24 protein-coding genes are annotated in these 23,683 nt (G+C 63.6%); 16 read left to right on the top strand and 8 right to left on the bottom strand.

Annotation, left to right across the window (positions count from 1 at the left end):
* The 3 genes from GTK01_RS12420 to GTK01_RS12410 all read left to right on the top strand — a co-directional run.
* A partial coding sequence (locus tag GTK01_RS12420) for a restriction endonuclease subunit S (RefSeq protein ID WP_252926198.1) occupies positions 1-814 on the top strand: 814 nt, incomplete at its 5' end.
* A gap of 46 nt (positions 815-860) precedes the next feature.
* Positions 861-4,013, top strand: a complete 3,153-nt coding sequence (locus GTK01_RS12415) for a type I restriction endonuclease subunit R (protein WP_252926197.1) — start codon at positions 861-863, stop codon at positions 4,011-4,013.
* A gap of 41 nt (positions 4,014-4,054) precedes the next feature.
* On the top strand, positions 4,055-4,225 hold the full coding sequence (locus GTK01_RS12410; protein WP_252926196.1) for a hypothetical protein: 171 nt from the start codon (positions 4,055-4,057) through the stop codon (positions 4,223-4,225).
* Between the two features lie 350 nt (positions 4,226-4,575).
* Here the strand turns inward: GTK01_RS12410 and GTK01_RS12405 are convergent, their stop codons facing one another.
* Entirely contained in the window at positions 4,576-5,283 is a 708-nt protein-coding gene (locus tag GTK01_RS12405) for a hypothetical protein (protein ID WP_252926195.1), read from the bottom strand.
* Between the two features lie 297 nt (positions 5,284-5,580).
* Positions 5,581-5,850, bottom strand: coding sequence for an Arc family DNA-binding protein (locus GTK01_RS12400; protein ID WP_256483845.1), 270 nt, complete (start codon positions 5,848-5,850; stop codon positions 5,581-5,583).
* A 95-nt stretch (positions 5,851-5,945) separates the two neighbouring features.
* Here GTK01_RS12400 and GTK01_RS21090 point away from each other — a divergent pair, with 95 nt between their 5' ends.
* The 13 genes from GTK01_RS21090 (at position 5,946) to GTK01_RS12340 (ending at position 16,840) form a co-directional block, all read left to right on the top strand.
* The gene (locus GTK01_RS21090; RefSeq protein ID WP_371924339.1) at positions 5,946-6,122 is read left to right on the top strand and encodes an Arc family DNA-binding protein; all 177 of its coding nucleotides are present in this window, start codon (positions 5,946-5,948) and stop codon (positions 6,120-6,122) included.
* Complete coding sequence (locus GTK01_RS12395) at positions 6,122-7,798, top strand: recombinase family protein (protein WP_252926193.1); 1,677 nt, start codon at positions 6,122-6,124, stop codon at positions 7,796-7,798. The genes GTK01_RS21090 and GTK01_RS12395 overlap by 1 nt, the downstream gene beginning before the upstream one ends.
* A gap of 273 nt (positions 7,799-8,071) precedes the next feature.
* The gene (locus GTK01_RS12390; protein ID WP_252926192.1) at positions 8,072-8,494 is read left to right on the top strand and encodes a phage integrase N-terminal SAM-like domain-containing protein; all 423 of its coding nucleotides are present in this window, start codon (positions 8,072-8,074) and stop codon (positions 8,492-8,494) included.
* Positions 8,481-8,648 carry a tyrosine-type recombinase/integrase gene (locus tag GTK01_RS12385; protein WP_256483844.1) on the top strand — a complete coding sequence of 56 codons (168 nt, stop codon included), beginning with the start codon at positions 8,481-8,483 and terminating at the stop codon, positions 8,646-8,648. Before GTK01_RS12390 ends, GTK01_RS12385 begins: the two co-directional genes overlap by 14 nt.
* 439 nt (positions 8,649-9,087) lie before the next feature.
* Positions 9,088-10,236 carry a transporter substrate-binding domain-containing protein gene (locus tag GTK01_RS12380; RefSeq protein ID WP_252926210.1) on the top strand — a complete coding sequence of 383 codons (1,149 nt, stop codon included), beginning with the start codon at positions 9,088-9,090 and terminating at the stop codon, positions 10,234-10,236.
* Between the two features lie 10 nt (positions 10,237-10,246).
* Entirely contained in the window at positions 10,247-10,867 is a 621-nt protein-coding gene (locus tag GTK01_RS12375) for an ANTAR domain-containing protein (RefSeq protein WP_252926191.1), read from the top strand.
* A gap of 215 nt (positions 10,868-11,082) precedes the next feature.
* On the top strand, positions 11,083-11,535 hold the full coding sequence (gene ureE, locus GTK01_RS12370) for an urease accessory protein UreE (protein ID WP_252926190.1): 453 nt from the start codon (positions 11,083-11,085) through the stop codon (positions 11,533-11,535).
* Positions 11,532-12,218, top strand: a complete 687-nt coding sequence (locus tag GTK01_RS12365; RefSeq protein WP_252926189.1) for an urease accessory protein UreF — start codon at positions 11,532-11,534, stop codon at positions 12,216-12,218. The genes ureE and GTK01_RS12365 overlap by 4 nt, the downstream gene beginning before the upstream one ends.
* 44 nt (positions 12,219-12,262) lie before the next feature.
* Positions 12,263-12,958, top strand: a complete 696-nt coding sequence (locus GTK01_RS12360; RefSeq protein ID WP_252926188.1) for an urease subunit gamma — start codon at positions 12,263-12,265, stop codon at positions 12,956-12,958.
* 9 nt (positions 12,959-12,967) lie between these two features.
* Positions 12,968-14,680, top strand: a complete 1,713-nt coding sequence (ureC, locus tag GTK01_RS12355) for an urease subunit alpha (protein WP_252926187.1) — start codon at positions 12,968-12,970, stop codon at positions 14,678-14,680.
* Between the two features lie 3 nt (positions 14,681-14,683).
* Positions 14,684-15,331 (top strand): urease accessory protein UreG, encoded by a 648-nt coding sequence (gene ureG, locus GTK01_RS12350; RefSeq protein WP_252926186.1) that lies wholly within the window; start codon positions 14,684-14,686, stop codon positions 15,329-15,331.
* Complete coding sequence (locus tag GTK01_RS12345) at positions 15,328-16,206, top strand: urease accessory protein UreD (protein ID WP_252926185.1); 879 nt, start codon at positions 15,328-15,330, stop codon at positions 16,204-16,206. Before ureG ends, GTK01_RS12345 begins: the two co-directional genes overlap by 4 nt.
* A gap of 46 nt (positions 16,207-16,252) precedes the next feature.
* A complete protein-coding gene (locus GTK01_RS12340; protein ID WP_252926184.1) occupies positions 16,253-16,840 on the top strand; it encodes a HupE/UreJ family protein in 588 nt (195 codons plus the stop codon).
* Between the two features lie 9 nt (positions 16,841-16,849).
* Here GTK01_RS12340 and GTK01_RS12335 read toward each other — a convergent pair whose 3' ends face one another.
* The 6 genes from GTK01_RS12335 to urtC are packed head-to-tail and all read right to left on the bottom strand — an operon-like array spanning position 16,850 to position 23,680.
* Positions 16,850-19,153, bottom strand: coding sequence for a VWA domain-containing protein (locus GTK01_RS12335; RefSeq protein ID WP_252926183.1), 2,304 nt, complete (start codon positions 19,151-19,153; stop codon positions 16,850-16,852).
* The gene (locus tag GTK01_RS12330) at positions 19,144-19,956 is read right to left on the bottom strand and encodes a CbbQ/NirQ/NorQ/GpvN family protein (protein ID WP_252926182.1); all 813 of its coding nucleotides are present in this window, start codon (positions 19,954-19,956) and stop codon (positions 19,144-19,146) included. Before GTK01_RS12330 ends, GTK01_RS12335 begins: the two co-directional genes overlap by 10 nt.
* 52 nt (positions 19,957-20,008) lie before the next feature.
* The gene (locus tag GTK01_RS12325) at positions 20,009-21,049 is read right to left on the bottom strand and encodes an aliphatic amidase (protein ID WP_252926181.1); all 1,041 of its coding nucleotides are present in this window, start codon (positions 21,047-21,049) and stop codon (positions 20,009-20,011) included.
* Positions 21,050-21,077: 28 nt separating this feature from the next.
* Positions 21,078-21,770 carry an urea ABC transporter ATP-binding subunit UrtE gene (urtE, locus tag GTK01_RS12320; protein WP_252926180.1) on the bottom strand — a complete coding sequence of 231 codons (693 nt, stop codon included), beginning with the start codon at positions 21,768-21,770 and terminating at the stop codon, positions 21,078-21,080.
* The gene (urtD, locus tag GTK01_RS12315) at positions 21,770-22,519 is read right to left on the bottom strand and encodes an urea ABC transporter ATP-binding protein UrtD (RefSeq protein WP_252926179.1); all 750 of its coding nucleotides are present in this window, start codon (positions 22,517-22,519) and stop codon (positions 21,770-21,772) included. Before urtD ends, urtE begins: the two co-directional genes overlap by 1 nt.
* A gap of 9 nt (positions 22,520-22,528) precedes the next feature.
* Positions 22,529-23,680, bottom strand: a complete 1,152-nt coding sequence (gene urtC, locus GTK01_RS12310; RefSeq protein ID WP_252926178.1) for an urea ABC transporter permease subunit UrtC — start codon at positions 23,678-23,680, stop codon at positions 22,529-22,531.
* Positions 23,681-23,683: the final 3 nt, after the last annotated feature.

Here is a 23,683-nt window from a genome sequence, read left to right as displayed (position 1 = left end):
CAGGACTTCAACCTGCCGAAGCTTCGTGACGATCTCTTCCGGCTTGTGTCGTTTGTTGCTCATCGTGGTCCTCCTTCATGGTCAAAACCATAACTCAAGGTGGACCCGTTCAGTGGGGCTGGATCACATGGGCGGGCTGGTCAGTGATCCCGTGCGGGCGCAGCAACTGGCGGGCCTATTTCCGGCGAGGTTAGGGGATGATGGACTGCCCGAGGGGTGGAGAAATGGAATACTCGGCGATCTGGTTGTCAGTATAGTCGAGCGGTGCGAACCAAGCGCCGAAACCGAAGCTAGGCCCTACGTGCCAATTGATACCATCACTGCGAAGTCGCTGGTAATTCAAAGCGTTCGACCCGGTTCGGATGCGCAAAGCAGCCTTGTAAGGTTCCGGCGGGGCGACATTTTGTTCGGGGCGATGCGCCCTTACTTCCACAAGGTTGCGCTAGCAGAATTTGACGGCACGACGAGGACTACGGTTTTTGTACTGCGGCCCAAACGCAAGGTGGACTTGTACTTTTCCCTTATGGTCGTAAACGCCGACGACACTATCGCCTACGCGACGCAGCATTCGAGCGGCACAACAATTCCTTATGCGGTGTGGCGTAATTCGCTAGAGCGAATGCCTGTGCTCTATTCGCCACTGGACGTCCGCGACGCGTATGGTTCGGTGGTAGAGCCGATGCTGAGCCGAATGCAGGCATCTGCATCACAGAACGGAGCTATCGCCGCAACCCGCGATCTGCTTCTGCCCAAGCTGATGTCTGGCAAAGTCCGCCTCAGTGATGCCGAAGCCATACTGGAGGCGGCGCAATGACCCCGAGCTACCAGCGTTTCGTGCTGATACTCCGTCTGGTGTTGGCATGAGCATCAACGAGGACATCGTTGAGCAGGCCGCTCTCGATATTCTCACAGACCTTGGCTATGCCTACACTCACGCCAGCCAGATCGCACCAGACGGCGCGGCTCCTGAGCGCACTGCATATACCGATGTCATCCTCATCGAGCGGCTGACGGCGGCGGCGGAACAGCTCAATCCGTCCATTCCTGCCGACGCACGCGCCGAGGCGATCAAGCAGATTTTCATCACCGAGACGCCCTCGCTGGTCGAGGAGAACCGGCGCATTCATCGCCTGCTGACCGAGGGCGTCGATGTCGAGTTCGCGACCGGGGATGGCGAGATCAAGGGCGACAAGGTCTGGCTGATCGACTTCGACAATCCCGACAACAACGACTGGCTTGTGACGAACCAGTTCACCGTGGTGGAGGGACGCCATAATCGCCGTCCCGACATCGTGGTGCTCGTCAACGGCCTGCCGCTGGGCGTCATCGAATTGAAGAACGCAGGCGGCGAGCACGCGACCATATCGGCGGCGTTCAACCAGATGCAGACCTACAAGGCGCAGATACCGACGCTTTTCCGCACCAATGCGGTGCTGATCGCCTCGGACGGCATGATGGCGCGGATCGGTTCGCTGACGGCGGATGAGGAACGCTTCATGCCGTGGCGTACGGCCACGGGTGCCGAGGACGATTTCACGCCGCACGGCCCGCGTGAAATGGAAACCCTGCTGCGCGGCGTATTCGACAAGACCCGCTTCCTCGCATTGCTGGGGGATTTCATCGTGTTCGGCGACAGGGGCGACGGGCCGTTCAAGATCATCGCCGGATACCACCAGTTCCACGGTGCGAGAAAGGCTCTCTCCAGCGCCATTCAGGCCGCTGAGCCAGATGGCGACCGCAAGATCGGTGTAATCTGGCACACGCAGGGATCGGGCAAGAGCCTTCTGATGGCGTTCTTCGGCGGCCTTGTCGTGCGGTCACACGAACTGGAGAACCCGACGGTCGTCGTGCTGACTGACCGCAACGATCTGGATGACCAGCTCTTCGGCACGTTCAGCCTGTGCCGCGATTTGATCCGGCAGACGCCCGAACAGGCCGACAGTCGTGATGATCTGCGCCGCCTGCTCAATCGTGCGTCCGGTGGCGTCATCTTCACCACCGTGCAGAAGTTCACGCCCGAGGCCGGAGAGGAAGACTTCCCGCTGCTGACGGATCGTCGCAACGTCATCGTTGTCGCCGATGAGGCGCACCGCAGCCAGTACGGGTTCGACGCCAAGCTCGACAAGATGACGGGCAAGCGACGTTACGGATACGCGCACTATATCCGGCAGGGGCTGCCGAATGCCTCGTTCATCGGCTTCACAGGCACGCCGATTGAGGCAGAGGATGTGAACACGCCCGCGATCTTCGGCGGGTACATCGACGTTTATGACATCAGCCGCGCCGTTGAGGACGGGGCCACGGTGCCGATCTTCTATGAGAGCAGGCTCGCCCGTATCGAACTGGACGAGGACGAGAAGCCAAAGATCGACGCCGAGATCGAGGCAATACTCGAAGACGAGACGCTGAGCGAGCAGGAGAAGCAGAAGGCGAAATGGACGACCGTGGAGCGGCTGGTCGGCTCGGAAAAGCGTCTGTCGCAGATTGCCGCCGATCTGGTCGAACATCTGGACGCACGGATTGAGGGCATGCCCGGCAAAGCAATGGCGGTGTGCATGAGCCGCCGCATCTGCGTTGACCTCTACAAGCAGATCGTGGCCCTTCGCCCTGACTGGCATTCCGACGATGACGACAAAGGCGGGATCAAGATCGTGATGACCGGCTCGGCCTCCGATCCCTTGGACTGGCAGCCGCATATCGGCAACAAGAAGCGGCGTGACGATCTCGCTAAGCGTGCTCGTGATCCGAACGATCCGCTCAAGCTGGTGATCGTGCGCGACATGTGGCTGACCGGCTTCGACGCGCCGTGCATTCACACCATGTACATTGACAAGCCCATGCGCGGTCATGGGCTGATGCAGGCCATCGCTCGCGTCAACCGGGTGTTCAGGGAAAAGCCCGGTGGCCTCATCGTGGACTACATCGGCATCGCCCAGAACCTGAAGAAGGCGCTCAGCCAGTACACGGCGTCAGACCGCGACAAGACCGGCATCGACGAGAAAGAAGCCGTCGCGGTGCTGATGGAGAAGTACGAGATCGTGCGCGGCATGTTCCACGGTCACAACTACAGCCTTGGGATCACCGGCCTGCCGCAGCAGCGTCTTGCCGCGCTTGCCGACGCCATCGACTGGATACTGAAATCGCAGGAGCGGGAGGCTGCCAAGGTCACGAGCGCCGAGGACAAGAAGAAGGCCCATAGGCGCTATCAGGACGCCGTGCTGGAGTTGAGCAAGGCATACGCGCTCGCCTCGGCCAGCGACGAGGCGCGGTCCATCCGTGATGAAGTCGGCTTCTTTCAGGCGGTGCGGGCGGCACTCGTGAAGACCACCGCCACCGGCAGGATGTCGGACCGGGCGAAGTCCCTGATCGTGGAGCAGTTGCTTAATCAGGCCGTCGCCAACGCCGAGATCGTGGACATCCTGCAAGCGGCGGGCATCCAGTCGCCCGACTTGTCGATCCTGTCGGACGAGTTCCTTGCCGAACTCCAGCAGATGGAGAAGAAGAACCTCGCGCTGGAGGCGCTGAAGAAGCTGCTCAACGGCGAGATCAGAAGTCGGTCACGCTCGAACGTCGTGGAGGCGAAGACTTTCTCGCAGCGGTTGGAGGAGGCGGTCGCCCGATACCATGCCAACGCCATCTCCACAGTCGAGATGATACAGGAACTGATTGCGCTGGCGAAGGACATCAAGGCATCTGCCGCCCGTGGCGAGGAGCACGGCCTGTCACCCGAGGAACTCGCCTTCTACGACGCCTTGGCTGAGAACGACAGCGCGGTCGAGGCTATGGGCAGCGATAAGCTGCGTATCATTGCGCACGAGTTGGTGGAGCAGATGCGGGGCTCAGCCACCGTCGATTGGCACCATAGGGCGAGTGCCCGTGCCCGAATGCGCGTGCTCGTCAAGCGCATCCTCAAGAAGTACGGCTACCCGCCCGATCTGGAGCAGGAAGCCATCCAGACCGTGCTGGCGCAAGCCGAGGTGATCCTCAGAGAGGTTGCTGCAACGGCGCATTAAGCGGGCGGGCATTGAATGAAATCGAACGTGCAGAGGCTCTGATGACCAAGCCAATTGATGAGCACAGCGACCAGCAATTGCGGAATGTTATTGAGAACCATCGCACGCACGGCAAGGTGCACGAGCCTTACTATCTCGCCGCGATGGAAGAATTGGCACGGCGGAAGGGGCGCGGCCTCGACTTTCAGAAGTCGTTCGACCTGATCCGCTAGGCGGCGACTGAGCGACGCTTCTTGTCCTATAAGGAATTGGCCGACGCCAGCGGGTCCGACTGGTCGACAGTCCGATATGCAGTCAACACTCATCTCGGCGACCTGATTGACTATGCGCATGGTAAGGGCTGGCCATTGCTCAGCGCCATCGTCGTCAACCAGCAGAACGTCGCGACTGGGGAGATGGAGCCGCCCACGCTCAAGGGTTTGTCGAGGCGGCGCGTGCGCTGGGTTACGCTGTGGCCGACGATGAGAGGTTCCTACGGGAACAGCAGGAACGCGTATTCGCGCGGGCTGCGGTGGGCAAAGGCCACAAAGACTAGGGTAGATTTCTCCAGCAGTGCGCAGGATCACGGCATCGCCGCTGCAATCTCGGCGGTGACATCGCGGACACCGGGAGCAGACCATACGTCGTCGCGCAACATGAACCTGTTGCTGTTGGTATGGGCTATGAAGGTGGACTTTTCTACCACCAGCTTGGCAAGAACTAGCGCCGCCTTCATGACCTGAAAATCGTCATTGAACAGCACTGCCGCAAGCTGCTGAAAGTGGCCCTTTTCGATGTCTCGGATCGCGGAAAGCTGGCGTGACTTGTTGCGGCTATGGATGCGGCGACCTTTGATCTGATACCGCGTACCGTCTGCTCCCGTGGCGTCATAGCCCCGTTCGGAATTTGGTGCTTGCTGCCAGCCGAAGGCGCGGCAGAACAGATACTCGGCCAGATCACCAGTTGGATTATTCGCGCTGCGCACTATGCCCCTGTCACGTAGCTCCTCGCCGATCTGTGCGTGAAGGACCAGCAGTTCAGCAACGGATAGCACTGACAGCGGGGGTGAAGTGTGACCATCGCCGAGAATAAGCCAGCCTTTCCTTACGCCATCATCCCACAGTGCTCTCGCATAATCTTCCGGGCTCTGATCATGGCTATTCCGATGGCGCGTGACCATGCCAGCACGCTCACCTTCCGCATAGGCTGCACAAACGGAGGATTTGTTCGGTCCCATTTCGCGATGTAAGGTGCGCATATACTCGCGTCGCGTGACTTCGTGTCCTGCCATTGCCCTGCGCCTCCGTGTTGGATGAGAAGCACGATAGACCGGGACAGTTAACGGCTTTGCTCAGCGAGAGATTGGTCAGTTTTTCGGATCGATACGGTGTCGGCGAAATGCAAGGCGCTGAACACGGTGGAATTTGGCCGACCTTTGTCTCCAGCACACCTTCATATCCGAGGGCGCTGCCAAGCGCGTCCAGACCTCGCCAGCGGCTTCAAGCGATCTGGCTTACAACTCTCCTCTCCTATAGGCGCGCGGTGCCTAGGAGGGAGCCTTCCCCGGTCAGCGATACGAAATCGGCGGTCACTTGGACTTCCGTTCAAGTTCGGCAAGACGCCTTTCAAGTTTGGCAATTCGGTCTGAATTGGTGATTTCTGCCGGAAGGCCTGCTTGCAGTAGCCGCCGAACGCTATCTTGCCCCGGCTGATGATCTTGTTCGGCTTCCAAGCTCCATTCAAGCCGCCGAACAATTTCCGCGTTCATGCTTCGCCGGTTTTCCGCAGCGCGGGCTTGGACTGCGGACTTTAAGGCTGCGGGAAGGCGGATGCGCAGTGGGGGGTCTTCTCTCGACATAAGCCAAATATGGTCCACCGTGGGGTTGACCACAATCCGCTCTCCCAATTATCTTTTCTGTGGTCCACCGTGGACATTTCGTGAGGCATTGGAGAATGATCATGACGGAGCTTTTGCGCGTTCGCTTGCCTGCTACGCTCAAAGAATTGTTGAGGCAGCGTGCCAGAGAGGATGGTCGAAGCATGAATGGCCAGCTCGTCCAGATACTCAAACGGCACCTCTACAAAAACGCGGCGGTTCTGGAGAGCACTTCCAAGAAGGAATGCGTGTAATGCTTTCAGCCGAACTGACCAAGGCAGTTGCATACGCCCGCTTCTCCACCGACCGTCAAAACGAGCGTAGCACCGAAGACCAACTTGATCTCTGCCGTGATTTCGCAAAACGGGAGGGATTGGAGATCGTCGCGACATACGCCGATAAGGCCGTGTCGGGCGCATCGATGCATGGCCGGCATGAACTGAAACGGATGCTTCGGGACGCCTACGCGGGCGAGTTTAACGTCATTGTTGTCGAGGCGTTGGACCGACTTTCACGCGACATGGAAGACATGGCGGGCATCTACAAGCGTCTCTTATTCCACAACATCGAGATCATCGAAGTCCACGGCGGCAAAGCCAGCACCGCTATGGTGGGAATGAAGGCGATGTTCGCCCAACTCTTCCGGGAAGAAAATGTCCATAAAGTCCGGCGCGGCATGACCGGGCTGATCAAACAGGGACTGTCGGCTGGCGGGAAAGCGTATGGCTACCGTCCTGATCCGGCGAACCCCGGCAAGCCCATCATCGTAGAAGACGAAGCCGCGATCGTCCTGCGCATATTTGAGGACTACTCCAAGGGCGTTTCCCCGCGGGCCATATGCAAGCGGTTGAACGCCGAACATGTGAAGCCACCACGGGGGAAGCTATGGTCGCCATCCGCCTTGGTCGGGTACGCGGTCCGGGGCACAGGCATGTTGCGTAATCCGATCTTTGTGGGCCGCATCGTATGGAACAAGAACAGGATGATCAAAGACCCGTCGACCGGTAAGCGCGTATCCCGGCCCAATCCCGAAAGCGATTGGAAGTCCGCCGCTGTTCCCGAACTGCGTATCCTGCCTGACGAACTATTCAAAGCCGTTCAGGCGTTAATGGCCGGACGGTCGCACGGGGGCAGGGCGGATAACATCGGGATACACAAACGCCCCAAGCGTCTCCTGTCCGGCCTTCTAAAGTGCGGCGCATGTGGTTCCGGCATGGCCGTGGCCGGCGTCGACAAGTCCGGCCGGACACGCATTCGGTGTTCTGCGCACGTCAACAGCGGAGCTTGCCCCGATCCGAAGACCTTCTATCTCGCCGACGTGGAGGAACTGGTCATTCAAAGCCTCACGAAGGAACTCGCCAGCCCCGAACAAATCGAAATTTATGCTCGTCGCTATATCGAGGCCCGACATGCGCAAGGGGCGCACGAGCATCGTCGCCGTGCGGAGATCGAGGCTCGTATAGCCGCCATCGCCAAGGACAACGACCGGCTACTCGACTTGCTTATGGCGGGGAAGGGCGATCAGGACGCGATAGACGCTCGAATGAAGGCGCAGGGCGCAGAGCGTGACGACCTGAAACAGGAACTCGCCAGCCTGCCGAAGGGCAACAACGTCGTCCTGCACCCGACCGCGATCAATGCTTTCGCCGGGAAGTTGATGGGAAGAGCGACTGACCCTCTCCGCTCGCCATGCGCACGGCTGGAAATGGCGCTGAACTTGATGGACGATATGGGCGAGCTTGCGCCGATCGTACGGGAACTGATCCGATCGATCACGCTCGATCGCGATGATGATGGATGCATGACGATCGAGGTCGAGGCGACGCTGGCCCCGTTCCTACAGGAAGACGCCGCACCCGTGGGGGCTGCACCGTTGGTAGCGGAGGAGCGCTACCGCCAATACAGTGTTGCGCTTAATTTCATCTGTTGAAGCCGGTTGCCTGATCGTTAGAGATTCATGTGACTTCGCATCACCCCTTCTTACCATTGGTCGAGGCCCGGCGGGCCAATGCTATGAAGCAATCAAAGCTCGCTTGACAGAACTCATCTTCCATCTCGTCTCATGGCAGCTTTGCGCATTCTTGCAAGAACCGCTTCGCGGGAGGGGCGCCGCGGCCTAAGATGGCACAGTATAGACAGCCTTTAAGCGGGGCGCGGTGGGCGCGCCGACCATGGGAGTTCCATTTAACGAGAGGAACTTACCATGGCGACTTTGCAGACTGACGCCCCGATCACACCGCTGCGCCAATATATGCAGCAAGACTTGGTGATGCGAGGTTTGGGATCCCATACGCAGCACGACTATGTTCGACATGTCCGTCGCTTCGCTGCTTTCCTGGGGCGTCCTCCTGACACCTCAACCGCCAAGGACATCCGGCACTACCAGTTGTACCAGCATGAGAACGGTGTGGGGCCGGCCACAGTCAACAGCACAGTTTCGGCGCTGCGATTTCTGTTCACGGTGACGCTTAACCGTCGGGATCTCGCGCGAACTTTGGTCATAATCCGCAATCTACGCAAGCTGCCCGACGTTCTGAGCGTGGAGGAAGCCGCACGGCTGCTCGAGGCGGCGATCAAATACAAGGCGGCGGTCGGTCGCCTATGGCGCGCGTCTGCGCGTTTCTGAGGTCGCGCATTTCAAAGTCGACGACATCGACTCGACGCGAATGCTGATCCGGGTCGAACAGGGCAAGGGACGCAAGGACCGCAACGCCATGCTTTCGCCGCAACTCCTGGAACTGTTGCGACTGTGGTGGCGCGAAGGAAGCGGCGGGGCGTGATGTTGCCCCATCGCTGGCTGTTCCCGTGACACAGCGGCACCGATCCGACCTCGTCGCGGCAGTGGCACCGTGCGGTACAGGAAGCCGCCGAGGTTGCCGGCATCTGGCCTGCTTGCACCCCCGATAGAGCCGTCTCGGGTCCACTAGCCACTTAAGACAGCGCCATTAAGGCCGCGACACCCGATACCTTGCACCACTCTACGCGCGACCCAATAAGGCGTCTGCCGACAGCCTGAGGACGCCCGAAGCTTACAGCCACCAGAAAGGACGAGAAGCGCGACCATGGATGCATCGTGAAAATTGTTGCGTTCCATGGACTACGAGGATTAAATAGGGTGTCTCAGAACAGGGATTGTTCGAGATTTGTGGCGATGAGGCCTCCGCGTGCACGGCGTGCACCGGGGGTTTTACTTTTTCTAGGGGCGATTGGCGGACGCGAATGGTGAAAGAAGATTGGAGGGTGGGTGTCCTATTCTCGAGGGAAGGCGTCACGTCGGCAGTCGAGACAACCATGGCGAACGCCACCCATCTGGCGATCGAGGAGATCAATGCGCAGGGCGGCGTGCTCGGCCGGCCGATCAGCTTTGTTGACTATGACCCAAAGGCGTCGCCGCGCATCTATCGCGAGCTTGCCTTCAAGCTGATGGCAGAGGATCGGGTGCGGATCGTGTTCGGCGGCTACATGTCGTCATGTCGCAAGGCCATCCTGCCCGAGATCGAAGCCTTTCGTGGCTTGCTGTTCTATCCTACCTTCTATGAAGGCTTCGAATATTCGCCGCGGTGTTTTTACACGGGCGCGGCTTCCAACCAGAGCGCGCTTCAGCTGGCGCGCTACCTGATGGAACATCACGGGTCGCGCTTCATCCTCGTCGGCTCGAACTATGTGTTTCCCTACGAGACCAACCGGGTCATCACCGATCTCGTCACTCAGGCGCGCGGGAAGATCCTCGACGAGATCTACGTGCCGCTGGACGCCAAGCCCGACGATTTCAAGCGGGCCATCAAGCAGATATCGAAGCACGCTCCCGATGCGGTCATTTCAACCGTGGTCGGGTCGGGCGTGAAGATGTTCTACGAGGCCTATGCGGAGGCTGGCTTCAGCGCCGCCGCCATGCCGATCGCAGCAATCACGACAAGCGAGGCCGAGATCAGGACGATGCAGCCGGAGGTGGCGAAGGGGCATCTCTCCTCCGCTCCGTTCTTCGAGACCGTCCAGACCCCAGCCGCAAAGCGGTTCGTCGCGGCCTACAAAGCCAGGTTCGGCATCACCGAACCGGTCACCGCGTGTGCTGAGGCGGCCTATTTCCAGGTCTACGTCTATGCGCGGGCGCTTGATAAGGCGGGCACCGACAATCCGGACTACCTCATCCGCGCGTTGGGCGGGATCGAACTCGACGCGCCGCAGGGCATGGTCCGGATTGATCCAGCCAATCACCACACCGAGTTGTGGCCCCGAATCGGGCGCGTGAATGCCGAGCGGGCATTCGATATTCTATGGGAAGCGCCGATTCGTGTGAAACCCGACCCCTACTTTATCGCGCCGACCCTGGACGATTGGGGAAGCGCTCCCTTCGTGCGGCGGGCATAGGATCGAGCCGGTGGCCGTTCAGGTTCTTCGCGACTTTCGGGGATTGCACATCCAGGTCATTCACGCGCCGGACAGTGAGGGCCATGCACTGGTGGAGCATCTTCACCGCATGGGCTGCAAATGCGAGACGACGTGGCCGCTCCCCGAGACGATCAATCCCAGCGCCGACATTGTGTTCATCTCGGTGGATCAGGAGCGGCGGCGCGAGGTTCTCAAACTGTGCAGCTTCAACACCCGGGTGCCTCCGACGCTGATCGCCGTCACCTCCTATGAGGATCCCGGCACGCTCCAGGTGGTGCTGGAATGCGGTGCACTGGCCGTCGTGGAGCGTCCGATCAGGCCGTTCGGGCTGCTGACGAACCTCACAATCGCCCGGTCCCTGTGGCTCGAGCGCCAGGAGGCGAACAAGCGCCTGCGCAAGCTCGAACGCAAGCTGGCCGGAAACAACAAGATCCTGAAGGCCAAGAACATCCTGATGGAATCGCAGGGCCTCAACGAGAGGGAGGCCTATGAGACGATCCGCCAGCAGGCGATGGCCAAGCGCATCCCGATGGACGAACTGGCGACCGCGATCATCAATGCCCACGAGTTGTTGACAGCCCGAATCGACCCCAATAAGCTTAAGGAATAGAGCCTCGGCTCGTATTCTTGCGGCGTTCAACAATGGCGTTGGAGGCTGCGCGGCAGTGTAGCCCGTATTGCTCGTGGATCATGAGCGGCGGGTTTTTTTGTTTTCCGCTGCCAGCTTTCTCGGTCGAGGCTGACCGCCGATTTCCCAATCACTCCGCCTCGGGATCCACTCCCACGGGCGCCTGAAGTTTCAACGTCGCCTCAGCGAGGGCCAACATGCTGCGTGTCGAATCCGTGATCGGCAACATTTCAGAACCGGACATGGCCGAACTCCTCCATCGGGTCGGGCACCATGGGCATGTCGAGGTGCTGGAGGTGTCCGGCGACGATCTCGAACGCCACCGCCTGATGAAGACGACGAGAAGCGGACTGACCGTGGCGATCGCCCTGCCGCGCGACCAGAAGCTCTCCGACGGCGCCGTGCTGCACCTCGACGAACACCGCGCCGTGATCGTGCGCGCCGGCGAACAGCGCTGGCTGCGCCTGCGTCCCGCCAGCGCCACCGACGCGCTGGAGCTCGGCTACCATGCCGGCAACCTACATTGGCGCGTCCGGTTCGATGGCGAGATGCTGCTCGTCGCGCAGGACGGCGACGCCAGGATCTATCTCGACCGCATTGCGCCCATGCTATCGGAGCACCGCGTCAGCCTCGTTGAGGACGCCGCATGACTACGGATCCCCGCGCCGGCCTTCTGCTTGTCATGCAGCACGCCGACAGCGCGTTCCCCTCCGGCGGATTCGCCTTTTCGCAAGGCCTCGAGGCCTCGTCGCTGCTGGCGGACCGGTTCGGCGGCTTCGAATTCGAGCCCTATGTGCGCACGCAGCTCATCCATCGCTGGACCTGCGCCGACCGCGTCGCACTGGTCCGCAGCCACCGCATGAAAGGCGACCTCGCACGCATCATGGAGCTGGACGCGGAGGTCGAGGCATCGACTGCCATCGATGTGCTCCGGCACGGGTCGCGGCGCAACGGCATGGCCTTCCTCACTGCGCATCGGCGGCTCGGCTGCGCGCCGGCCGACGACTACGCAAAGCTTGTGCGCGCGGGGCAGGCTTCCGGCCATCTGTGCGTCGTCCAGGGGCTCGTCTGGCACGATCTGGGGGTGGGCGAGGATGCGGCGGTGGCGATCAGCGGCTACCAGTGCGTCGCCTCACTGGCGACGGCGGCGGTTCGGCTTGGGCTTCTTGGTGCGCTCGAAGCGCAGGCCGCGATCGCGCGGCTCCACCCGCTGGTGGCGACGCTCTCCGCAACCCCCATCGAAGACGACGAGCCGCTCGCCGCCTTCATCCCGCTCGCCGAGATCGCCGTGCTGATGCCCGACGCGTCAGGCCAGCGGCTGTTCTCGAGCTAACACCGCAATCGCGCCGACCGCATGAAACCGAAACGGGGACCGTCATGCTTCTGACACCGACCGAGCTGGAACGGCTCACGATATACACCGCGGCCGAACTGGCGCGGAAGCGGCGTGCGCGCGGTCTGAAACTGAACTTCCCGGAGGCCGTGGCGATCATCTGCGACGAGATCCTCGAAGGCGCACGCGACGGCCGCTCCGTGGCCGAAATGATGTCCTTCGGCTCGCGCATCCTGACGCAGGACGATGTCATGGAAGGCGTCGCCGCCATGCTGCCGATGCTGCAGGTCGAGGCAACGTTCCCGGATGGAACGAAACTGGTGACGGTGCATGAGCCGCTGCGTCCGGCCGAGGGCAAGCCCGCCGACACAGTGGAACCCGGCCGTCTCGTCGTCGACGACGGGGAGATCGAGATCAATGCAGGGCGGCGTAAGGAAACGCTTACGGTGGTCAACACCGGCGACCGGCCGGTTCAGATCGGCAGCCACTATCACTTCTTCGAGGTCAACAAGGCGCTCCGTTTCGACCGCGCGGCAGCGTTCGGCCTGCGTCTGGACATCCCCGCCGGCACCGCCGTGCGCTTCGAGCCGGGCCAGGAGAAGTCGGTCACGTTGACGGAATTCGGCGGCGCGAAGGTGCTGTCGGGACTGAATGGCCTGACGGACGGCGCCGCCGACGATCCGGCGGCAAAGGCGAAGGCGCTGGCGAATGCCAAGGCACGCGGATTTCTGGGCGCATAGGGGGCTGTCATGGCGGTAATGAGCAAGCGGGAATATGCGACCATGTACGGGCCGACCACGGGGGACGGCCTGGTTCTGGGCGACACGTCGCTGGTTGCGGTGATCGAGAAGGACCATGCCGTCTACGGCGACGAGTGCCTGCATGGCGGCGGCAAGACGCTGCGCGACGGCGCGGGGCTCGCGGCCGGCGTGACGAGCGCGGAAGGCGCGCTCGACATGCTTTTGTGCAACGTCGTCGTGATCGACGCGGTGCTGGGCATCGTCAAGGGCGACCTCGGCATCCGCGACGGCCGGATCGTCGGCTTCGGAAAGGCCGGAAATCCCGCCGTGATGGACGGCGTCGACCCGCGCCTCGTCGTGTCGGCAGCGACCACGGTGCGCGATTGCGAAGGGCTGATCGCGACGGCGGGCGCCATCGACGTACACGTTCATTTCGACAGCGCGCAGCTCTGCGAACACGCCATTTCGTCCGGCATCACCACCATGCTGGGCGGCTCGCTCGGCCCGATCACGGTGGGCATCGATTGCGGCGGTCCGTTCAATGTCGGCAAGATGCTGCAGGCGGCGGAACAGTGGCCGATCAATTTCGGCTTCCTCGGCCGCGGCAATTCGCATCGCCCGGCTTCGCTGCACGAGCAGATCCGCACCGGCTGCCTCGGCCTCAAGCTGCACGAGGACTGGGGTACGATGCCGGCGTCGATCGACACCTGCCTCAGCGTCGCCGACGAGCTGGATTTCCCGGTCCAGATCCACACCGATACGCTGAACGAATCCGGTTTCGTGGAGGACACGCTGGCCGCCATCAACGGCCGTACCATCCACATGTACCACACCGAAGGCGCCGGCGGCGGCCATGCGCCGGACATCATCCGCGTGGCCGGCGTGCCGTGGTGCCTGCCGTCCTCGACCAATCCGACCAACCCCTACACCATCAACACGTTCGACGAACATCTCGACATGACGATGGTGTGCCATCACCTCAACCCGGCCATTCCCGAGGACGTAGCCTTCGCCGAAAGCCGCATCCGCGCCCAGACGATCGCTGCGGAAGACGTGCTGCACGATATCGGCGCGATCTCCATGCTGGGCTCCGACAGCCAGGGCATGGGCCGCATCAACGAGGTGATCTGCCGCACTTGGCAGTTGGCCGACAAGATGAAGAAGCAGCGCGGTCGCCTGCCCACGGAATCGACGAAGTTCGGCGACAACGAGCGCATCAAGCGCTACATCGCCAAATACACGATCAACGCCGCGCGCACCTTCGGCATCCACGAGCACATCGGCTCGCTGGAAGACGGCAAGCTGGCCGACATCGTGCTGTGGCGTCCCGCCTTCTTCGGCATCAAGCCCGAACTCGTCGTCAAGGGCGGCTTCATCGCCTGGGGCGCCATGGGCGACAGCGCGGCGTCGCTGATGACCTGCGAGCCGCTGATCATGCGCCCGCAATGGGGCGCCTTCGGCCGCGCCAAGCAGGCGCTCTCCGCCTGCTTTGTCAACCCGCTGGCGATCGAGGACGACATCGCCGGTCGCCTCGACCTGTCGAAGATGATCCTGCCGGCGCGCGGCACGCGCAAGCTTGGCAAGGCCGACATGCTGCACAACGACCTGTGCCCCGACATCCGGGTCGACCCGCAGACCTTCGACGTCTTCGTCGATGGCGAGTTGGCGACCTGCGAACCGGCACGCGAGCTGCCGCTGACGCAGCGCTATATGCTGAGGTAGGCGATGAACGTTCAGGCCAAGATTGGCTCGCAAGAGAAGAGCCGCGTCGGCGCGGCGCGCGTCGGCATCGGCGGGCCGGTCGGTTCGGGCAAGACAGCCTTGATCGAGCGGCTGATCCCGGCCTTCGCGGCGCGCGGCATCTCCATCGCCGTCGTCACCAACGATCTCGTCACCGCCGAGGATGCCGAGCGGCTGCGCCGCTCGGGCCTGATCGACCCAAAGCGCGTGATGGCGGTAGAGGCCGGCGCCTGTCCGCATACGGTGATCCGCGAGGACCCGACGCTCAACATCGCCGCGGCCGACGAACTGGAGATGATCTTTCCGAATGTCGAGCTGATCCTCATCGAAAGCGGCGGCGACAATCTCGCTTCCACCTTCTCGCTCGATCTCGTCGACTGGTGGATGTTCGTGATCGACGTGGCCGGCGGCGACGACATTCCGCGCAAGAACGGCCCGGGCGTGCTGAAGTGCGACCTCCTCGTCATCAACAAGAAGGACCTGGCGCCCCATGTCGGCGTCGACCTGCCGCAGATGCTGGCGGATGCCCGCAACGCGCGCGGCGACAAGCCGATCGCGCTGACCAACTGCCGGGCACGGGAAGGTATAGAGGAGATCGTCGACCTCATCGCTAAGCAGCTGCTGTTCCGATGACCCTACACTGGCAACCGGCTGACTTGGCGATGACGACGGACAGCTTCGATGCGGCGGCGCGTGTCGGGCGGTTTCACCTCGCCTTCAACCGCCACGGCGACATCACCCGCATCGGCGAGCAGTTCGTCTCCTATCCGTTTCACTTCACGCGGCCGTTCCGGCTCGATTCCGACATTCCGGAGCTCCTGACGGCCTACCAACAGTCGTCGTCGGGCGGGCTCTACCGTGACGATCGGCTCGACAACCGCCTGGTGGTCACCGCCGGCGCGGCGGCGCATGTCACTACGCAGGCCGCAAGCGTCGTCCATGCCTGCCACGGCATGCCGGCACGGCAGACGACGCGCATCGAGGTCGAGGCGGACGGCTATCTCGCCTACACGCCGGATCCGGCGATCCTGTTTCCCGGAGCGGCGCTGGATGCTCGCATCGAGCTTCGGCTCGACCCCGATGCGGTGGTGCTGCTGCACGATGCCTTCGCATGGCACGATCCGGCGGCGGCGAACGGCGCCTTCGACAGGCTGTGCAACGACGTCACCGTATATGATCGAAATGGCCGCCTTCGGCTGCGCGACCGCTTTGTCGTGACTGGCGCGCAGCTCGGCGCGACCTTCGGGACGGGCAGGGACTGGCGGGTGGTGAGCACCTCGCTGCTGCTCGGCCCTGCCGCACGTTTGCCGTCACGTGATGTGCTTCGCGACGCGCTGGCGCTTCACGATATTCTGGTCGGCATCAGCGCGCTGCCGAACGATGCGGGCTGGTGCGTGCGTGGCATCGCAACCAGTGCGGTGGCATCGCGGCGGGCAGCAAATGCCGCCTTCGTCGCATCGGTCCAGGCGGCCTTCGACGGCCGGACACCCGCTCCGAGGCGCAAATGACCTCTCTCGTATCTCAAGAACCGGCATCCAGCAGGGAACCCGCATCATGACTCGAACAACTCGTCGCTTCGGCCTCACCGCCACCTTCGCACTCCTGCCCGCCACGGCCTTCGCGCATGCGCAGGGCGACCATGGCTACAGCCTTCTCCACGGCCTGGCCCACCCGGTCGGGGGGCTCGATCACCTGATGGCAATGGTGCTCGTCGGTGTGCTGGCCTGGCAGATCGGCGGTCGCGCGCGCTGGGGCCTGCCGCTGCTGTTCGTCTCGATGATGGCCGTCGGCGGCATGCTCGGCGCAGCCGGCGTTGTCATTCCGATGTTCGAGCTTGGCATCGCGCTGTCAGTGGTCGTGCTCGGCCTGCTGACCGCCTTCGATCTGCGCCAGCCCTTGCCTTGGGCGATGCTTGCCGTGGGTCTGTCGGCGATCTTCCATGGCTACGCACACGGCGCGGAAATGCCCGCTTCGGCCAATGGCCTGTCCTATGCGAGCGGCTTCCTGCTCGCGACCGCGCTGCTGCATGCGTCGGGACTGGTGATGGGCATGGCGCTCAAGGCTGCCGGCAATCTCCCGGCGCGCCTGCTGGGCGGCGTCGCGGCACTCGCCGGCATCGGCCTGGTGCTCGGCGCCGGCTGACCGCCGCGGTCAGTTGACCGTCAGCCGGAAATAGAGCCCGGCCAGCCGCGACGGCAGATCCGCGACACGCTCCACCAGCAGCGTGTTGCGGCGGCCGAAGACGCGGCTCGCGGCGCGGTCGGCATGATTGCCCAGCGCCACGCAGAACAGATCGAGCCCGTCCGCGCGCGCTTGAAGAACCGCCCGACGTGCATCCTCGACCAGATGGTCGGGGTCGTCGATGTCCCGGTCGGCAGGCTCTCCGTCCGTCACCACGATCATCACCTTGCGCAGGCTTGGGCGCGCATCCAGGCGCCGCGCCACATGTCGTAGAGCCGCGCCCAGCCGCGTCGACAGGCCGGGCCGCAGCGCCGCCAGCCGGTCGATGCCTTCGCCGAAGCCGTCTGTGAAATCCTTGACCGCTCCGAGGCGCACATTGTCGGGACCATCGGAGCAGAAGGTGAAGACGGCGAAGTCGTCGCCCAGCTCGTCGAGCGCCGTACCGAACAGTCCAGTCGCCACCGCGGCCGTCTGGAGGATCGTGCCACCGCTGGCCGCGACATGTGCTGCCGTCGATTCCGACGTATCGATCAGCAGCGCCATGGAGATGTTGCGCTCGGTGCGCCGCTTGACGGTATAGATGCGCGGATCTGGCGTTTCGCCGCTGCGCCGGGCGACCGTCATCTCGACCAGCGCGTCCAGATCGAGATCGTCGCCGTCGAGCCGCTTCTTCAGCCGCCTCGCCGGCCCCATGCGCGCACGCCGCACCATCGCGCCGATGCGGCTCGTCTCGCGCCGGCGGGCATCGATCTCGCGGTTCAGCCAATGCGGGCGCTGCAGGGCCGCGAGTTCCTCGGCATACACGCTGGTCAGCGCCATCGTGTCGGTGTGCAGGCGGTGGTCCCATTCGGGATAATGTCCGAGCAGCGGACCCTTGTCAGCCTCCGCCTCGGCGGCGCGGCTGCGGGCAGCTTCCGCACCGCTGTCATCGCCGGCGCCGTCGTCCGTCCGTCCGGGCTCCATGCGCGCCGCATCGAGCATGATGTCGAGCGTATCCGGGTCGGCGTCCTCAGGATCGTCGAGCTCGAACAGGCCGAGCCCGTCGTCGCGGTAGGCGGGGTCCACCAGATAGGATTTCGCATCGAACGGAATGCGCATCTGGCCCAGATCGTGCCCAAGGACACGCACGATCACTTCGCAAAAGGACTGATCATGCGGCCTCTCGGCGAACGCCTGTTCGAACAAACTGCTGCCCTTGCGCACCCATTGGTCGTCATCCTCCACCGACTGGTCGGCCAGCGTTCGGGCCAGTCGTGCCAGCAGCGCGCCGGACGACCGCGCGCGCATCGGCCGGGCCGTGTGGAAGGGCAGCCAGAGCCGCGCCAGGCCCGGAAAGCGTTGCATCGCCAACCGCTCGACACGCGCATCTTCCAGCAGCGAGACCAGCGCGAGCTGCAAGGGTTTCATCTTCCCAACCGCGAAGCGATGCGATGTGAACGCCTGATGCGCGAGCGCATGGAGCACTGCTGCCTCGAAGAAGCGCTCCGCCTGTGCCGATGGCAGGCGCGGCGCCAGCTCCGGCATGAGCACGACGCTGCCTGCGAGCCGGGTGCGGGCGTAGGCGCGGGGGCCGCGCGCGGCGAGCGTCTGGGTCTGCAACTCGCGCTCGAACAGGGCGCGGGCGAGATAGGCGAGACGATTGCGGTGGGCGTCGAACCGCGCCGCGCCCTCATGGGCGGAGAGGCGCTGCCGCGCCATCGGGTCGTCCAGCCGCAGATAGGCCAACCGGCGGCGGCGGTCCAACGGATAGAGCCGCAGCGCATCCTCGGCCCAGCCGACCATATCCGGCGGATCGAGCGCCTCGGCAAGAGCAGGCAGCGTCTCGGCCAGCGCGCCGGCGAGTTCCGGTGCGCGCGGTGCGAGCGCGGCGACACCGGCCAGGAACTGCGCCCAGACCGCACCGTCGTCGCCAAACGTCAGGCGCATGCCGACCGCATCCACAAGCTGCGCGGTGCCGCGCGCACCGCCGTGCAGACAGAGTTCCCGCGACGCGCTGGAAATCGAGAGCAGCGTATCCGGTGAGGCATGCGCCGCGACACGCCGCTGGAGGGTCCACAGGTTCCCCAGAAGCGCCGGTCCGGCATTGGCGCGGTAGAGGCGCAGCATCGCGTCAGACCATCGCGCGATGTCCGCAGGTGCAAGGTGGCGGCGGATGTCGTGACGGGCGGCGCGATAGGCATCGAGAAGGGCAGGCCGCATGCGCAGCTCGCGCTCCATCGGGTCGGCATCCGCCGCGCCCGTCTCGCTGGCCTCGGCTGTCGCGCTCAGAGGCACGCCGCCACCGCGGAGCGCAACGCGCCGCGCAGATCCGCATCGTCGGTCAGCGGCGAGACGATCGCGAGTTCGCAGGCGTCCGTCGGGGCGATGCCGCGCGCGATCAGTCGACCGGCGCGGATCAGCGTGCGTGTCGATGCGCCTTCGTCGAGGCCCTTGCCCGACAGATTGCGCGACGCGGCCGCGATGGCGACCAACCGGCCGGCAAGCTCATCCTCGATGCCTGCTTCGGCCGCCACGATGGCGCGTTCGCGGGCTGGATCGGCATAGGTGAAGTCGATCGCCGCAAACCGCTGCTTCGTCGATTCCTTGAGGTCCTTCACCGCGCTCTGGTAGCCGGGGTTGTAGGAGATCACGAGGAAGAAATCGGGATGCGCGGTGACCAGCTCGTTGCGCTTCTCGAGCGGCAGCGCGCGGCGCTGGTCGGTCAGCGGATGGATGACCACCGTCGTGTCCTGCCGCGCCTCCACGATCTCGTCGAGATAGCAGATAGCGCCGCCGCGCACAGCCTCCGTCAGCGGGCCGTCCTTCCAGACCGTGTCGCCACCCTCGAGCAGGAAGCGGCCGACGAGATCGGCAGCCGTCATGTCCTCGTGGCAGGCGACGGTGACCAGCGGCCGGCCGAGCTTCCACGCCATATGCTCCACGAACCGCGTCTTGCCGCAGCCGGTGGGGCCCTTCAGCATAACCGGCACGCGCTCGGCATAGGCCGCCTCGAAATAGGCGATCTCGTTGCCGACCGGCGCGTAGAACGGCTGCTGGTCTATGCGGTACTGGTCGAGGCTCATCGCACCTGCCGTCATCGTCCGAGTTCGTCCCGCGCCGGTCTTCGCCGACGCGGGACGCCGTGTTGCTCTAGCGATGGCCCGCCGCAACCTTGGTGGGAATGCCCTCGATCGGGCTGTCCTCGACGCCCGGCGCGCTGCGCGTCATGGCCTCGACCATGTCGCGCGTGCCTTCCGGGTCGTTGGTCCATTTGCGGTAGAATTCGAACGGCAGGGCACAGGTGCCGCGCGGATCCTCGCCGGAGTTGATCATGCCGGTGTAGCCGCGGTGCAGCAGCTTGTAGAGGTGGTTCTGCGCCTGGCCCTTGGCGCGCGCCTCACGGATCAGCGGCACCGAGAGCTGGGCGAACTGGATGCCCATCTCTTCCGTGCCGCATTCGCCCAGCGAGCGCCCATCGAAGCCGATGATCGCGGAGTGGCCGAAATAGGTATAGACACCGTCGAAGCCTGCGGCATTGGCGACGGCGACATAGCTGTTGTTGGCCCAGGCCATCGCCTTGGCCATGACGATCTGTTGCTCCTTGGCCGGATACATGTAGCCCTGGCAGCGGATGATCAGCTCGGCGCCCTTCATCGCGCAGTCGCGCCAGATTTCCGGATAATTGCCGTCGTCGCAGATAATCAGGCTGATCTTCATGCCCTTCGGGCCTTCCGACACATAGGTGCAGTCGCCGGGATACCAGCCCTCGATCGGCACCCATGGCATGATCTTGCGGTACTTCTGGACGATCTCGCCCTTGTCGTTCATCAGGATCAGCGTGTTGTAGGGCGCCTTGTTGGGGTGCGCCTCATGACGCTCGCCTGTCAGCGAGAAGACGCCCCATACCTTGGCCGCGCGGCAGGCCTCGGCGAAGATTTCGGTCTCCTCCCCGGGGATCTGCGAGGCGGTCTCGTACATCTCCTTGGGGTCGTACATGATGCCGTGGGTCGAGTATTCGGGGAAGATCACCAGGTCCATGCCGGGCAGGCCCTGCTTCATGCCAATGAGCATGTCGGCGATCTTGTGCGCATTGGCGAGCACCTCGGCCTTGGTGTGCAGCCGCGGCATCTTGTAGTTGACGACGGCAACGCCGACGGAATCCTTGCTCGAAACGATGTCACCATGTTGCATACTGGGAACTCCCTTGGTTGTTCTGTCGCTAGACGGCGATGTGTTGATGGATAAGTTCGTCGGTCAGGCTGTCGATCGGTCCGGCCGCCACGGCGCGCCCCTTCTCCAGCATGGCGAAGTGATGTCCGGCCCGTCGCGCGAAGGCGACGTTCTGCTCGACTAGCACGATCGACAGGCCTTCGTCGCGGTTGAGGCGGATGATGATGTTCTGGATGTCCTCGACGATGTTGGGCTGGATGCCCTCGGTCGGCTCATCGAGCAGCAGGATCTGAGGATTCGCCGCCAGCGCCCGGGCGATGGCGAGCTGCTGCTGCTGGCCGCCAGACAGGAGGCCGCCCGGCCGCTCCATGTTCTCGGTCAGATAGGGGAAGAGCGCGCCCACCAGCGCCGGCACCTGGCGGCCGGATGTCGAGGCGAAGCCGCCCATCAGGATGTTCTCGCGCACCGTGAAGTCCGGGATGATCTGCCGGCCTTGCGGCACATAGGCGATCCCCGCGCGGGCGCGGCGGAAGGTCGGCTGGGCGGAGAGGTCTGTGCCGTCGAGGTCGATCGCGCCCGTCGACTTCACGGTTAGCCCCATGATCGTCTTGAGCAGCGTCGTCTTGCCGGTACCGTTGCGACCGACGATGGCCGTGATCTGTCCCTTCGGGATCGAAAGCGACAGGTCGTGCAGGGCGTGGCTGCGGCCGTAGAAGCTGTTCACCTTGTCGAGCTTCAGCATCAGACGATCCCCTTCGAGCCGAGATAAGCGTCGCGCACCGCCTGGTTTTTCTCGATGCTCTCGACCGAGCCCTCGGCCAGCACCTTGCCCAAATGCATGACAGTGATGCGGTTGGCGATTTCCTTGACGAAGGCCATGTCGTGCTCAACGACCACGAGCGTATGCTCGCCCCGCATCGCCTTGATGATGGCGGCGGTCTTCATGGTCTCAGCCTCGGTCATGCCGGCGGTCGGCTCGTCGAGCAGGATCACCTTCGGCCGCTGCGCGATCAGCATCCCGAGCTCCAGCCACTGGGTCTCGCCATGGCTGAGCGTACCGGCATCCGTGTCCACGCGATCGCCCAGCCCGACGAGCTCGATGATCTCATCGATGCGGGCTGTCGTGCTCGACGGCAGCGCGAAGCGCAGGTTGGCGAACACACCCGGGCTGGGCGAGGCGGCGACCTCGAGGTTCTGTCGCACCGTCAGGTCGCGGAAGACGCTGGGAATCTGGAACTTGCGCCCCATGCCGGCCCGCGCGATGGCGTGCTCCGACATGGCGGTGACCTCGGTGTCGCCGATATAGACCTTGCCCGCGGTGGCGCGGGTCTTGCCGGAGATCAGGTCCATCAGCGTCGTCTTGCCGGCGCCGTTGGCGCCGAGCAGCACGCGCAGTTCCCCGGCATCGACCACGGTCGAAACGCTGTCGACGGCGCGGAACCCGGAAAAGTCGACGGTCAGGCCGTCTATTGTCAGGCTGGCTGTGCTCATCTTCGCCTCCTAGCCCGCACGTGCCGGTTCGGCGTCGACGGCATCCGCCCGCGCCGCAGGCATCTTCTGCGGCTTGCGCACGATCATGTAGCCGAGCCGGCTGACGAGGCCTGCAATGCCGCGCGGCAGGAACAGAACGGCCAGGACGAAGGCGAGGCCCATGATGACCTTCCACGCCTCGATCAGCTGCGGCGTCTCGCTGACGGTGGCCTCGACCATGTTGATCAGCACGGCGCCGATGCAGGCGCCCAGCAGCGAGTTGCGCCCGCCCACGGCCGCCCAGACCACCATGGTGATGGAGAAGGCGAGATCCATGAAGGTCGGCGAAGCGAATTCGGCGACGAGGACGTAGAGCATGCCCGCATAGCCGGCGATCGCCGCCGACACGCAGAAGAAGAAGATCTGGTAGGCCGGCACGTCGAAGCCGAGAAAGCGCGCGCGCCGGTCGTCGTCGCGCACCGCCTGCAGGATCAGGCCGCTGCGCGTCTGGACCAGGATGCGTGCCAGAACGAGCACCACCACCAGGCTGATCGCGATCAGATAATAGGTCGAGACGTAGTAGGGGTCGAACTCGTGGCCGAAGACGGTGAGGTAGCCGAGGTCGGTCAGGCCGTTGAACCCGTTGGTGAAAGGCTGGGCCTCCACCACCAGCAGGCGGACCAGAAGAACCACCGCCAGCGTGATGATCGAGATGAACACGCCGGAGATCCGCTTGCGGAAGATGATCGAGCCGATCGCGAAGGCGACCAGCGTCGGCAGCACGACGCCCATCGCAATGCCGAAGAACTGGCTCTTGAACGGGATCCAGAGGAACGACCCGTTGGTAATGCAGCACAGGTCGATCGGCGCGCCGGGCTCGGCGTTCCACAGCATGAAGTCCGGGATCGGCGTATCCGAGCCCTGCGCCAGGCTGGTCGGGCTGGCGAGCTTCATCGACATCGCGATGGAGTAGGCGCCCAGGCCGAAGAAGAGGCCCTGACCGAGGTTCAGGATGCCCGCGTAGCCCCAGCACAGCGCCATCGCCACGCCCAGCATTCCGTACACCAGGAACTTGGAGAAACGGTTGAGCCAGAAGACGTCGAAGTAGAGCGGCGCGGCCAGAATGATCAGGAAGAGCACCACATAGGTCGCCAGCGCGAGCGTATTCTTGGTAACGGGCATCGC

The organism is Aliihoeflea sp. 40Bstr573 (assembly GCF_024105655.1).
In the GTDB taxonomy this organism is placed as follows: Bacteria; Pseudomonadota; Alphaproteobacteria; order Rhizobiales; family Rhizobiaceae; genus Aliihoeflea.
Note: the sequence above shows the minus strand (reverse complement) of the source record. Positions and strands in the feature narration are given on the sequence as shown.